The organism is Lentzea sp. NPDC058436, from assembly GCF_042721515.1.
Taxonomy (GTDB): Bacteria; Actinomycetota; Actinomycetes; order Mycobacteriales; family Pseudonocardiaceae; genus Lentzea.
In genome coordinates this window covers 752855-765359 of record NZ_JBHXLF010000003.1, presented here as the reverse complement: position 1 = coordinate 765359, position 12505 = coordinate 752855, and the positions used below count along the sequence as shown (strand labels likewise).

13 protein-coding genes are annotated in these 12505 nt (G+C 71.0%); 4 read left to right on the top strand and 9 right to left on the bottom strand.

Annotated features, from left to right (window positions below):
* The first annotated feature begins 83 nt into the window (after positions 1 to 83).
* Complete coding sequence (locus ACFWN2_RS17285) at positions 84 to 2690, top strand: LuxR C-terminal-related transcriptional regulator (protein WP_382428476.1); 2607 nt, start codon at positions 84 to 86, stop codon at positions 2688 to 2690.
* On the opposite strand, the gene ACFWN2_RS17280 is transcribed toward ACFWN2_RS17285, so the two are convergent.
* From ACFWN2_RS17280 to ACFWN2_RS17270, 3 genes are all read right to left on the bottom strand, one after another.
* On the bottom strand, positions 2644 to 3039 hold the full coding sequence (locus tag ACFWN2_RS17280; protein ID WP_382428475.1) for a lipopolysaccharide assembly LapA domain-containing protein: 396 nt from the start codon (positions 3037 to 3039) through the stop codon (positions 2644 to 2646). The two genes, ACFWN2_RS17285 and ACFWN2_RS17280, sit on opposite strands and share 47 nt — an antisense overlap.
* A gap of 48 nt (positions 3040 to 3087) precedes the next feature.
* On the bottom strand, positions 3088 to 3441 hold the full coding sequence (locus ACFWN2_RS17275) for a DUF742 domain-containing protein (RefSeq protein WP_382428474.1): 354 nt from the start codon (positions 3439 to 3441) through the stop codon (positions 3088 to 3090).
* 216 nt (positions 3442 to 3657) lie between these two features.
* The gene (locus tag ACFWN2_RS17270; protein WP_382428473.1) at positions 3658 to 4581 is read right to left on the bottom strand and encodes an anti-sigma factor RsbA family regulatory protein; all 924 of its coding nucleotides are present in this window, start codon (positions 4579 to 4581) and stop codon (positions 3658 to 3660) included.
* Positions 4582 to 4682: 101 nt separating this feature from the next.
* On the opposite strand from ACFWN2_RS17270, the gene ACFWN2_RS17265 reads away from it, so the two are divergent.
* Positions 4683 to 5504: a MerR family transcriptional regulator gene (locus ACFWN2_RS17265; protein ID WP_382428472.1), complete on the top strand. Its 822-nt coding sequence runs from the start codon at positions 4683 to 4685 to the stop codon at positions 5502 to 5504.
* Here the strand turns inward: ACFWN2_RS17265 and ACFWN2_RS17260 are convergent.
* The 5 genes from ACFWN2_RS17260 to ACFWN2_RS17240 are packed head-to-tail and all read right to left on the bottom strand — an operon-like array spanning position 5491 to position 9584.
* Entirely contained in the window at positions 5491 to 6576 is a 1086-nt protein-coding gene (locus ACFWN2_RS17260) for an MFS transporter (RefSeq protein ID WP_382428471.1), read from the bottom strand. The genes ACFWN2_RS17265 and ACFWN2_RS17260 overlap by 14 nt on opposite strands.
* A complete protein-coding gene (locus ACFWN2_RS17255) occupies positions 6573 to 7214 on the bottom strand; it encodes a GTP pyrophosphokinase family protein (RefSeq protein ID WP_382428741.1) in 642 nt (213 codons plus the stop codon). Before ACFWN2_RS17255 ends, ACFWN2_RS17260 begins: the two co-directional genes overlap by 4 nt.
* Positions 7215 to 7222: 8 nt before the next feature.
* Positions 7223 to 8203, bottom strand: coding sequence for a D-cysteine desulfhydrase family protein (locus tag ACFWN2_RS17250; protein ID WP_382428470.1), 981 nt, complete (start codon positions 8201 to 8203; stop codon positions 7223 to 7225).
* The gene (locus ACFWN2_RS17245; protein WP_382428469.1) at positions 8194 to 9054 is read right to left on the bottom strand and encodes an ABC transporter substrate-binding protein; all 861 of its coding nucleotides are present in this window, start codon (positions 9052 to 9054) and stop codon (positions 8194 to 8196) included. Before ACFWN2_RS17245 ends, ACFWN2_RS17250 begins: the two co-directional genes overlap by 10 nt.
* Positions 9054 to 9584, bottom strand: coding sequence for an NUDIX domain-containing protein (locus ACFWN2_RS17240; RefSeq protein ID WP_382428468.1), 531 nt, complete (start codon positions 9582 to 9584; stop codon positions 9054 to 9056). The genes ACFWN2_RS17245 and ACFWN2_RS17240 overlap by 1 nt, the downstream gene beginning before the upstream one ends.
* A 231-nt stretch (positions 9585 to 9815) precedes the next feature.
* On the opposite strand from ACFWN2_RS17240, the gene ACFWN2_RS17235 reads away from it, so the two are divergent.
* Complete coding sequence (locus ACFWN2_RS17235; RefSeq protein ID WP_382428467.1) at positions 9816 to 10109, top strand: hypothetical protein; 294 nt, start codon at positions 9816 to 9818, stop codon at positions 10107 to 10109.
* Positions 10110 to 10181: 72 nt separating this feature from the next.
* The gene (locus ACFWN2_RS17230; RefSeq protein ID WP_382428466.1) at positions 10182 to 11204 is read left to right on the top strand and encodes a hypothetical protein; all 1023 of its coding nucleotides are present in this window, start codon (positions 10182 to 10184) and stop codon (positions 11202 to 11204) included.
* On the opposite strand, the gene ACFWN2_RS17225 is transcribed toward ACFWN2_RS17230, so the two are convergent.
* Positions 11177 to 12460, bottom strand: a complete 1284-nt coding sequence (locus ACFWN2_RS17225) for an IucA/IucC family protein (RefSeq protein WP_382428465.1) — start codon at positions 12458 to 12460, stop codon at positions 11177 to 11179. The genes ACFWN2_RS17230 and ACFWN2_RS17225 overlap by 28 nt on opposite strands.
* Positions 12461 to 12505: the final 45 nt, after the last annotated feature.

Below are 12505 nucleotides of genomic sequence, written 5' to 3'. Positions count from 1 at the left end.
GGCCGGTCGGGGGGTGGTCGAGGTGTGGACGCTGTGGTATTGCAGCGCTTGTTCTCCGCCGCCGCGGAGCGAAAGGAAAATTAGTGTCGGGGAATCGGGACAGTGTGTTCCGCGGCCGTGAGGGGGAACGGGAGCTCCTCTGCGGTGTGCTGAACGCGGGTACCGGCGTGGTGCTGGTCGAGGGGGCCGCCGGTACCGGCAAGACGCGGTTGCTGGCCGAGATCGCCGCCGTCGCCGCGAGCCGCGGCATCGAGGTCGCGACCGCGCAGGACGAGCTCGACCAGCCGTTCCTGTTGGCCCGCCTGGCAGAACGCCGTCCGGACGGTCCCGCGCTCGTCGTGCTGGACGACCTCCACCTGGCCGAACCGGGCACCCTGGCCTCCCTGCGCGGGCTGTTGCCCGCCTCCGCGCACGAGAAGGTCGTGTGGCTGCTCGCCCGGCGCCGCGAGGGTGCCGACCGCCTGTTCGCCGCCGCCGCGCACCGCGGTGCCACCAGGGTCGACCTGCGGCCGTTGACGGACGACGTGGTCGTGGACCTCGTCACCGACCTGACCGGCGCCGTTCCCGACGCCGACCTGAAAGCGCTTGCTTCCACGGCACAGGGCAATCCCGCCGCGCTGGTCGAGCTGTTCGCGGCCCTCGGACGGGACGGCCGCGTCGTGGTCGCCGCCGGGCAGGCCTCGCTCTCCGAGCGCAGGGGACCGGACACCGAGGCGTTGCTGCGCGACCACGTGACCTCGTTGAGCGGCAAGGCGAGGCACCTGCTGCAGGTCGCGTCCGTGCTCGGCCCGTGCTTCGAACCCGGTGACGTCGCCGAGATGCTGGCGTCGAGCACCGCGATCCTGTTGCCCGCCCTGGACGAGGTCATCTCGGCGGGTGTCGTGACGTCGCTCGACGACAGGCTGGCGTTCCGCCACGAGCTGCTCTGGCGCCTGGTCGCCGAGTCCGTGCCACCACCCGTGCGGCGCGCGTTGCACCGCGAGGCGGGCGAGATGCTGCTGGCACGCGGCGACAACGCCGTCGTCGCCGCGAAACACCTGCTGCACGGCGCCCAGCGCGGCGACGCCCGGTCGATCGACGGACTCGTCGCGGCCGCGAAAGCCGTGCTGTGGAACGCACCCGAGGCCGCCGCCGAGCTCGCGGTGCGCGCCCTCGAACTGACCGACCAAGCGTCTGCTTCGCTGGTCCACCGCACGGTCATGGCGGTGCGCGCGCTCAGCGCGGCAGGCAAGCTCGCCGCCGCGCAGGCGCTCGCGCGAGAGGCGCTGGCCCGTCAGGTCCCGCCGGATCCCGCCGCGAAGCTCCGGCACTGCGTGGCCACCACGGCGTTGCTGGAGGCGCAGCACGCCGAGTCCGTGGAGATCTCCGAGGCGTTGCTGCGCGAACCCGACCTCGCGCCGGAACTCGCGCCGTGGGTGGAGATCACCAGGCTGCTGGCGTTGCTCGGCCACGACCGCGGCCGCGCGGAGGAACTGGCCGAGGCCGTCGTGCGCACCCGTCAGGCAGCACCGGACGACGTGCTGGCGACGGCGTTGGCCGTGCTGGCCGCGATCGCGCGCGACACCGGACGTCCCGGCGCCGCACTGGAACTGGCCCGTGAGGCCGCGCAGTGCAGCACCTCGCACGACCTCAGCGCGTACCCGCAGCTCCTGCTCGCGTCCCTGCTCTCGGGGCTGCGCGAGTTCGCCGACGCCGACGCGGTGGTGCGGCGGGTCCGCAGCGGACCGTCCGCCGTGGTCACCCGGCAGGTCATGACGGCGGTCGTGCAGGCGCGGATCCTGTTGCAGGCGGGGCGGATCGAGGAGTCCGCAGCCGAGGCGCGCGCGGCGCTGGCCGTGGCGGAGGAGACCGGGCACGAGACGGTCGTCGCCCCCGCGCTGGCGGTGCTCGCGATGGTCGCGGTCCACACCGGAGACCTGCCCGCCGCGATCGAGCACGTCACGCGCTACCGCGACCAGGTCCCGGCTGACGCGATCATCTTCTCGCGCGCCTACTACCGGTGGGCCGAGGTGCTGGTCACCTACGTCGACTCCGGGCTGGAGAAGGCGCTGCCGCTGCTCACCCACGACCTGGTGGCGTCAGGGCTCTTCGCCGAGGAACCCCGTGCCGCGGGGTGGTTCGTGCGCCGTGCGATGGAGGCGGGGGACGACGGGCTGGCCAAGGCCGTCGTGGACCGCGTGGAACGGCTCGCCGAGGAGCACCCGGGGTTCGGCGCGGTGACGGCGGCCGCGGTGCACGCGCGGGGACTGCTCGACTCCGACGCCGCGTTGCTGGAACTGGCCGCGCGGCAGCACCACGACCTGTGGGCGCGGGCCAACGCCGCCGAGGACCTCGGTGTGCTGCTCACGGACTCGCACCGCGCGGAGTCGGTCAGGGCGCTGGAGAACGCGGTCGCGCTCTACCGGGAGATCGGCGCGTCCCGCGACAGCGCGCGGGTCCTGGGCCGGTTGCGCAAGCTCGGCCGGCGCCGCAGGGCCGCACCGGCCCGTCCCGCGTCCGGATGGTCCAGTTTGGACGACACCGAACGGGCTATCGCCAACCTGGTCGCCAAGGGGCAGACGAACCGGCAGATCTCCACGCAGCTGTTCATGTCGCCGCACACGGTGAACTTCCACCTGCGCAAGATCTTCCGGAAGCTGGAGATCAGCTCTCGCGTCGAGCTGGTGATGCGCTCGCGGGACGACCAGTGATCCGCTTGGCCTGACGGCGCAGCTGCAGGATGCGGGCGGCGCCGACGACCGCGACCAGCAGCGCGCCGCCGATCGCGCCGAACAGCAGTGCCACGCCCAGGGGAAGGCTGAACTCGCCCCACAGGAAGTGGATCGTCGCGTTGTCGCCGTTCTGCAGGATGAAGACCAGCAGGAAGATCAGCACGACGATCGCCACCAGCACGGCGATCCAGGTGCCGCTGATCCGGGTCGGCCGCAGCTTCTTCGGTGCGGCCGCCGGGGCGGACGGGGTCGGGGGAGCGGTCCGCGGAGCGGTCGGGATCGGTTCCGTGACCGGCGTCTTCGGGGTCTCGTCGCTGGAGGTCGCCACGAGGAAATTATCGGCGACCACGCGTCATCCCGCGCGCTGGCGAACGGGTTACAACCGGCGCAACCCCGACAGCACGCGTTCGAGCAGAGCCACGTTCGGCTTGTCGGCCGGCTCGTGCACCGCGACCAGGTTCAGCGTGATCAGGTCGCTCAGCAGCACTCGCGTGACACCGAGCGGGATCTTCATCAGCGCGGAGATCTCGGCGACCGACCGCGGCTGCAGGCACAGCCGCATCATCGCCGCCTGGTCGTTGGTGGCGCGGTAGAGCTTGTCCTCGTCCGTGGAGAGCAGCGTCTCCAGCCGGAGGTCGTGGCGGGCCGCGGTGCGGCCGCCGGTGCGGGCGTAGGGACGGATGAGCGAGCTGTCCCTGGCGGGGGCTTGGGGCTGTTCGTCTTCTTGCACAGGCCACTCCGGTGGCGGTTCCGGTGGGCGTTGGCGCAACGGTTGCTGACGGGGCAGTTGTTGCGTCTCCGCGCCGTTGAAGTCTCCACTTCCGTCGGCGTGCAGCCGTCTACGGGTTGCGGGAGACCCGAACCGGGCCCCCGTGTAACCGATTTCCGTCGCTTCCTCGTCGTGCACGTGCTCAAGCTATAACGAAAGCGCCCGAATGTGAGTGGATCACGTTGCCTTTTTGTCAGTCAGGTCGAATCTGACTTGGATTGCGGTGCCCTTTGACGTCGTTTGGGTGCGCACGAGGTCCGCCAAACGGTTGACAAGCAACAGACCGCGACCGCCTGGTTCGTTTGCGTGAACGGGGGTGCGTCCAGCCAGAACATCGGTGATGTGTCCGTTGTCGTTGACTTGGCAAACAATACTTTTGCTTTCCGCCCAGACCCGGACGGTGCTCTCGCCGCCGCCGTGCCGCACGCTGTTCGTCGCGAGCTCGGTGACCGCGAGCGCGAAGTCGTCGACCCGGTCCTGCGGGAGCCCGTGCTGCAGGGCCTGCTCGCGGGCGAACGACCGCACGGCCGCCATCGCCCCCGCGCCGACGGACGCGCTCGCCGCGTCGGACGGGATGGTCAGCGGCAGCGAGTGCGCGGCGACGACCACCCGTGCGGGGTGGAAGTGGTCGCTGGGGCGGTGGCCGCCCGCGTCGATCACGACCGGGTGGGTCTTCTCGGCGTCGGCCAGGATGTCGTGGGTGAGGCTGGTGGTGCTGTATGGACACAGGATGCTCAGATCACGTCCGCTGAACGCGTAGTTGACCAACGCCTCGTGCAGCGCGCACGCCGGGTACTCGACGTCGGTGCGGAGGTCCCACACCGGTTCGCTGATGATGCGGACGGCCCCGCGGTGCCGGTCGGCGAACGCGCGGAGCTCGGGGATGATCCGGCCGGGGTTGCGGCCGGTGTCCGCCATGTCGATGAAGGTGACGAGGTGGGCGAACCCGCTGAGCGCCTCCCTGAGCAGCCCGAGGTTCCTGCTCGGCACCGCCACGGCGACCGGTTCGGCGCTCGCGAGACCCTCCACGACGAACGGGACGGTCCCGTCGATGTAGGCGTCCTCGTCCGAGTAGAACAGCGCCGGATGTGCGAACGTCATGTGCCACCTCTCGTCAACGTCCCAGGATCCCCACCCGGAGCGTTGCTCAAACCATCATTTCTTGACCCTCACACCGTGTCAGCCCCTACACAGGAACCATCATGTTCACCATCGGAGACTTCGCCCATCTGGGGCGCGTGTCGGTGCGGATGCTGCGCCACTACGACGCCGTCGGCCTGCTCCCGCCGGCGCACGTCGACCCGTCCAGCGGCTACCGCTTCTACACCGCCTCCCAGCTCCAACGCCTCAACCGCCTCGTCGCGTTGAAGGACCTCGGTCTGACGCTCGACCAGGTGCGCGTCGTGCTCGACGAGAAGCTTTCCGTCGAACAGCTGCACGGCATGCTTTCGTTGCGGCGGGCCGAGCTGCGGCAGCAGATCCTCGCGGACGAGTCGCGGCTGCGGCGGGTCGAGGCGCGTCTCCGCGTCATAGAGAGGGAGGGCGCCATGCCCACCGACGAGATCGTCGTGAAGTCCGTTCCCGCCGTCCGCGTCGCCAGGCTCACCGCGACGGCCCCGTCGTACGAGCCCGAGGACATCGGCCCGGTCATCCAGCCGATGTACCCGCAGCTCTTCGAACGGCTGGGCCGCGCGGGCGTCGAGCCCGCCGGGTACGGCATCGCGACCTACGAGCCCGCCGAGGGCGACGCCGTGGTCGTGCACGCCGGCGTGACCGTCGCCGTCGACCAGTCGCCCGCCTACGACTTCGAGGTCGTGGACCTGCCGGCGCTGGCGGAGGCCGCGACGATCGTGCACCGCGGCACGATGGACGACGTCGACACGTCGTACCAGGCCGTCGCGTCGTGGATCGAGGCGCACGGGTACAAGCAGAACGGGTTCGCCCGCGAGGTGTACGTCAAGTACGGCGAGGGCGACCCGGCGGACTGGGTGACCGAGCTGCAGCTGGAGATCACCAAGCCGTAAGGGCGATCACGGCGGCCAGACCGAGCAGGCCGACCGGCAGCGAGGCGACCGAGGCGAGCCCGCCCACCAGGAGCGGGCCGCCCGCGTCGCCGAGCTCGCGGCCGACCTCGGCGCTGCCCATCGTCTGCCCCATCCGTTCCTCCGAAGTGGACTTCGCCAGCGCCGCGAACGCCAGTGGCGTCACGACTCCCGAGCCCGCTCCGATGAGGACGGCCGCGACGAGCGTGCCCGCCAGTCCGGGAACCGCCGCGGCGGCCGCGAATCCCGCTGCCGCCGCCAGCAGTCCGGCCCGCGTGCCCGTGCGCGTGGTGACCCGTTGCGCGTCCAGCGCCTTGCCCGCGCGCGGCTGGACCAGTGCCGCGGTGATCGCGAGGAGGCTGATCGCGGCGCCGGTGACGATCGGGCCGTGCGCGGCGGCCTTCACCGGCAGGAAGCCGATCGCGGTGGCCAGTGCGGCGGTGGACGCGGCGAGTGCTGCCGTCGGCCGGAGGAAGTCGCTGTGGGACAGGCGCTTCACGAGATCGCGGACGGTCTGCCGCTGACGGGGCAGGGGCCCGAGGGCCGGCACGGTCAGGCACCACAGCGCGACCGCCACGGCCAGCACGGCCATCGTGAGGAACAACAGGTCGAAGTCGCCGAAGTGGATCAGCACCCCGCCGAGCAGCGGCCCTGCCGTGTAGCCGATGCCCTTCCACGCGCCGTAACGCCCGAACGCCTTGCCGCGCGCCGACTCCGGGGTCAGCCGCGCCACCATCGCACTGGCCGCCGGGGAGAACGCCGCTGCGGCCACCCCCTGCCCGAACCGCGCCACCGCGACGTTGCCGACCAGCACGAACGCGCTGGAGGCGAGAGCGAACGCGACGAGCCCGCCGAGCAGCACCGGACGTGGGCCGATGCGGTCGGCGAGCGTGCCGAACACCGGTTTGAGCAGCACCTCGGCGCCGTCGTAGATCGCCAGCAGCAGCCCGAGGGCCAGCAGGTCCGACTGCAGGAAGCCCAGGCCGGAGGCGACGCCGTGCGCGCCGAACGCCGTGACGAACCCCGCCGCGCACAGCGGCAGGACGGTTCTCACACGTCGTCCCGGTGGATCCGCCGGTGCAGCGACTCCATCCGGTCGTCGAGCTGCGAGGCGATCATCGCCGTCGACAGCAGCTCACCCACGAAGTCCGCCGGCGGGTGGTCGTCGTACTTGTAGAAGAGCTTGTGCTCCAGCGTCGCCCAGAAGTCCATGGCGATGGTGCGCAGCTGCACCTCGACCTTCACGTGCTCGACCCGGTCGGACAGGAACACCGGGATCCGCACGATCAGGTGCAGGCTGCGGTAGCCGTTCGGCTTCGGCTGCGCGATGTAGTCCTTGGTGAGCAGGATCTCCACGTCGTGCTGGCGCGCGAGCATCTCCTTCACGCGGTACACGTCCGAGACGAACGGGCAGACCACGCGCACGCCCGCGACGTCGTCGAGCCAGTCGCCGAACGAGTCGAGGTCGAGCGGAAAGCCCTTGCGCCGCAGCTTCTCCAGGATGCCTTCCGGCTTCTTCACCCGGTTGGTGATGTGCTCGATCGGGTCGTGCTGGTGGACCGAGTCGAACTCCTCGCTCAGGATCCGGAGCTTCGTCATGAGCTCCTCGATCGCGAACTTGTAGACGAGCAGCCGCCGTTCGAGATCGCGCAGCACACCCAGGTCGTCGGCCAGATCGGTCACGACGTCCAGGGTACTGATCACGCCGGCCCGAACCGCGCCACCGCCTCGGGCGCGTAGCCGTAGAAGCCGGGAAGACCACCTGTGTGGAGGAACACGACCGGCACGTCGCTGTGCGGAGCGATCTCGCGGAACTTCACCGCGGCCTTGCCCGTGTAGACCGGGTCGAGGATCACGCCCTCGGTCTCGGCGAAGAGCTTCAGCACGCTCCACATCTCCGGCGTCGGCACGCCGTAGCCCGGCCCGATGGTGTCGTCGGTGACGGTGACGTGCGCGAGCTTCGGGGCCGGGTGCCCGAGCAGGGCGGCGGCCTCGGTGGCGAGGGCGTGGAGCTCCTGCTCGGCGTCCTGCGCGGTGTGCGACACGCTCGCGGCGTGCACGGTGCCGGGCCAGCCCAGCAGTTCGGTGCCGAGCGCGACGCCCGCCGCCGTGGCGCCGCTGCCGTCCGGCACGACGATGGTGGCGTTGTCGATGCCGCGCTCGTTCAGCTGCCCGACGAGCTCGACGGCGGCGGCGACGTAGCCGAGCGCGCCGAGTCCGTTCGACCCGCCCACGGGCAGCGTCACGGCCTTGTCGTGGTTGATCCGCTCGTAGGTGCGGACGGTCTCGTCGGCGTCCGCGCACACGTGCACGTTCGCGCCGAACATGTGGTCCAGGACGACGTTGCCGGACCTCTCGTACGCGTCGCCCTCCATCGGCACCTTGGCGGTGAGGACGAGCTCGCACCTGAGGCCGAGCTTCGCGCACGCCGCCGCCGTCTGACGGCCGTGGTTGGTCTGCAGCGCGCCGAACGTGATGATCGTGTCCGCGCCGTCCTCGATCGCCTGACCGAGCAGAAACTCGAGCTTGCGCAGCTTGTTGCCGCCCGCGCCGAGTCCGTTGACGTCGTCGCGCTTGATCAGGACCGGCGGGCCGCCGAGCGCGGTGGCGAGCCTCGGGGCGTCGTCCAGCGGGGTCGGCCAGCTGCCCAGTGCGACTCGGGGGAACGCGCTCAGGTCCATGGGGCGAGCTTAGTTGCCTCGGTGTGGTGAGGTGCCGGGCCGACGCCGTGCAGGACGTGGGCGAGGACCTCGATGCCGCGCACGACGCGTGGGCCGGGCCGGTTGAAGTACGACGGTCCATCCAGGACCCACGTCTCGGGGAGGTCCTCGTCCGGGAGTTCGCGCAGCGTCCGTTCGGGCGGGAAGCCGCACGGCATCAGCAGCACGACGTCCGGCTTCGCGTCGTGGACGGCCTGCCAGGTGATCGGCCTGGTGTGCTCGCCCTTCTCCGCGAGGAGCGGGACGCCGCCCGCCTTGGTGATCTGCTCAGGGACCCAGTGCCCGGCCGGCCAGACCGGGTCGAGCCACTCGATCGGGGCCACCCTCGGGTGCGGCAGGTGCCGGGTCTGCCGTTCGACGTCGTCGATCCGGTGCCTCAGGGCGGCGATCCTGTCCGCGCTGTCGACGCCGAGGACGTCGCCGACGGTCTTCAGGCAGTCGAGCACCTCGTCCAAAGTGGAAGGTTCGAGGCTCAGGACCGTGGGACCTATGTCCATCATCCGGACCGTGTCGGTGACCTTGCGGTAGGAGATCGCGCAGACGTCGCACAGGTCCTGGGTGAGGACGACGTCCGGCTTCAGGTCGTTCAGCAGGTCCGCGTCGAGCCCGTACAGCGACGACCCGCGGTGCACGGTCGTGTTGATCTCCCTGCTGCTCAGGGCGTTCTGGTCGACGCCGGTGCTCGTGACGACCGGGACGCTCTCGATCCCGGCGGGCCAGTCGCACTCGTGGGTGCGTCCGACCAGGTGGTCCGCGAGGCCCAGTTCGGCCACGACGTCGGTGGCCGCGGGCAGCAGCGAGACGATCCGCATCAGACCTCCCTGCCGAACTCGGCGTACCGCGTGGAACCGCTCTCCGCCGCCGCGACGGCGAGGGTCAGCCTGCGGTGCAGCGACGGGTAGATCCTCGGCGCGGCCTCGTCCAGCGTCAGGTACACGACGCCCTCCAGTTCGGGATCGCACGCCACGGCGCCGTCCACCACACCACCGTCGAACACGAACTGGTGGCAGTCGCGCCAGACCCCGTTGCGCGGCGTCCAGTCCACCACGAGCAGGCGTCCCAACGGCAAGGTGAGGCCGAGCTCCTCGCGGATCTCCCGCACCGTCGCGGCCTTCGGCGACTCGTCGTCCTCGGTCATGCCACCGGGGACGTCCAGCACCGCCTTGTAGGTGGGCACGACGAACAGCACACGTCCGGAGGAGTCGCGGATCAGCGCGCCGCCCGCGCTCGTCTTGGTGGGACGGCGGGACGCCACGCCCGGGACGTACTCGAGTTCGGGTGGACCTTCGGCGAGAACATCGGCGGCGAATGCGGCGGGGTCACCCGAGTGCAGTGCGGACACGGGTTGATGATCACACCGCCGGGTGAATCGCGCACGCGTTGTGCACCTGCTTCTCGCTGGTGGCGAATTGTCGGGAAGTGACGGTCTGCAACCAAACGATCCAGGAGTACGCTTGGTGCTGTAACTCCGTGCGATCAATCGCCGATGTCCACGGCAGCATCGGTGGAGGTGACGCCAATGGGGGCAAGTGCCGCCCAGCGAAGACGTGACAGCAGATCGGCCCCGTGGTCGGTGGTCGGACTGACTGTCGTGTTCGTCGTGGTGGCCCAGGTCCAGTTCGCCATCGCGGTCTCGGAGTCGGTCTGGTGGCCGGCCGTGGTCGGGGTGCTGCTGCTGGGAGCGGCGGTCGCGTTCGTGAAGACGGCGCGCAGGCTGCGTTGGGAAGACAGCGACTCGTACACCGCTCCGCCCGAGGTGGCCCAGCCGCTTCCGGCCGAGCACCACGAGAGCCACGTCGACGCCGACGGAAGCCTGGCACGCGCGGTCGGCGAGGTCGTCCACGCGTCACGGCGCTGGCGGGCCTGACCGACTCGTACCGCGGAGACCGGGTCAGGCGGTGACCCGGTCAGTTCGCCGTGCTCGGCGACAATGACGCCCATGCCGACCTCAGCCGACTGGCTCGCCGTGCGCGCCCACCTGCTGCGCCACCGCCACGCGCTCGCCGTGCAGGCCGTCTCGGAGTACCCGGACGTGCCCAGGGTCGCCGGAACGCCGCTGCTGACGGCCCCGGACTGGACGCCCGCTTCGCCGGTTCCCCTGGCTGATCTCTCCCTGGACCTGCGGGTCTCACCCCCGTTGCCCGCCTTGCCGGGCTCGGTGCTGCCCGACGGCTTCGGCAGCTACTCCGAGGCGATGGCCGCGCTCGCCGCGCCCGCCGTGTTCCAGAACCGCGAGACCTACCGGCTGCTCGGCTTCGGCGGGCGGCGGCTGACGTTCGGTCTCGGCACCTACTTCGACGGCATCAACGTGGGTGAGGCGTGCGCGCACGAGTACGCGGCGCGCGAGGCCGGGCTGATCGACGCGCTGCCGTTGCGCGCCGCCGTGGGGAATCCGTGCGACCCGCGGCGGCGGCCGGTGAACGTCGCCGTCAGCACGCTGACCCTGCGCCACGACGAGGCGTCCGGGGAGGCGACGTTCTTCCTGCACTGGCGCGACCCGAAGCGCGTCGGGCACGCGGGCGGCATGTTCCAGGTGCTGCCGGTCGGGGTGTTCCAGGGCTGCACCGAGGCCGACTTCTCGTTGTGGCACTGCATGGTCCGGGAGTTCGCCGAGGAGATGCTGGGCGCGCCGGAGATCGGCGCCGTCGACTACGAGGCCTGGCCGTTCGCCCGGCGGCTGACCGCCGCTGCCCGCGTGTTCTACCTCGGCATGGGCGTGGACCCGCTGACGTTCGCGACGGACATGTTGACGGTGGCGGTGATCGAGGCGGGCGAGTTCGACTCGTTGTTCGGGGACCTGGTGTCGCACAACGAGGAGGGGCAGGTGCTGCGCGGGCTTCCGTTCACCGCCGGGAACGTCGAGCGGTTCGCGCACCACGAGCCGACGCAGGCCGCCGGTGCCGCGCTGCTGTCACTGGCGTGGCAGCACCGGGCTCAGCTTCTGAACGGGTTGGGCAGGTAGGCCCAGGCCGTCGTGCCGGGGTCGAGGCGCATCAACGTGAGCGGTTTGGTGGGCAACGGGTCGCGCAGCAGCGCGTGCCGGTCCGGGGTGTCCGGGACGGTCTTCGCGACGACGTCCCACAGGTCGGCGTCCTGGGCGTCGAGCCTGCCGATCAGTCCGGTGAGCGCGGTGGCGAAGAACGTCGCGAACGTCTTGGCGCGCAACGCCTCGGGGCTCGCGTGCAGGCGGGTGGGCAGGCCGGCGCGCTGGCTGACGCGGATGTCGGCCAGGTCGCGGTAGACCACCCGGCTCGGGCGGCCGTTCACCAGGCCCAGCAGCAGGTTCTGCTCGTGCGCCTCCAGCGCCACGCCGCGTGCGAGCAGCGTCATCAACGGCGGCACCGTCAGTTCGGCGAACTCCTTGAGCCACCGGAGCGGGTCGGGGATCTCGTGGGCGTTCAGCGCGGCCAGGGGCAGAAGGGTCTCGCCCTCGCGCGGCACGGGTCTGTCGCGCAGGATCACGCCGAGCCGGCGGTCCGGTTCGCCGTCGGTGAGCACGGCGGCCGACGCGCGGTTGTGCTGCAGTTCGATGCCTTCGACGGTGCCGGCCAGGAAGTCCGAGACGGTCGTGGCCGTCGTGATCGAGCCTGCCGAGATGTCCCGCACGGCCGAGGTGATCTGGGCGCTCAGCGTCGTCTTCACGTGCCAGGAACCGGTCGAGAGGGTCCGCAGGGCCATCAGCGGGTCCGCCCGCAGGGTGCCGGTCGTGGTGACGCCCAGCCGGTCCGCCTGCCACGGGTGCACCGGGAGCAGGATCCGTTCGCCGTCGCGCAGTTCGTCCGGCCAGTCGCCGAACACCACGTGGTCCTTCGCGGGGTGCAGGCGCAGGTCGACGACCGGGCGGTGTTCGGGGCCGTACGCGAGGTGGTCGAGGGCGGTGAACCCGGTGCGGTTGCGGCAGCACGGGTGCAGCGGATGACCGTCGACCACGCTCTGCTCGTGCTCCTCCAGCGATCGGTTCGGGAACGGGGTCGTGAGCGGGTCCGTGGTGCGTGACAGGGCCAGTCCGGCGACGCTGTGGGCGACCTCCGTGACGAGGCTCTCAGAGCCGGGCCAGCGCAGCGCGGTGAGCAGGTCGACCGGGTGTTCGTACTCGGCCGGATCCACGCTGACCTGCGGCAACGGTTCGATCGCGAAGGCCCTGCGCAGGCGCGCGAGGATCGCCGCACGGGCTCCGGGCAGCGCCGCGGTGAACCTTTCGGCGCGATCTTCGTCCAATGCGGCGACAAAGGCGGACTCGACCGGTGTTTGCGCCAGAATGAT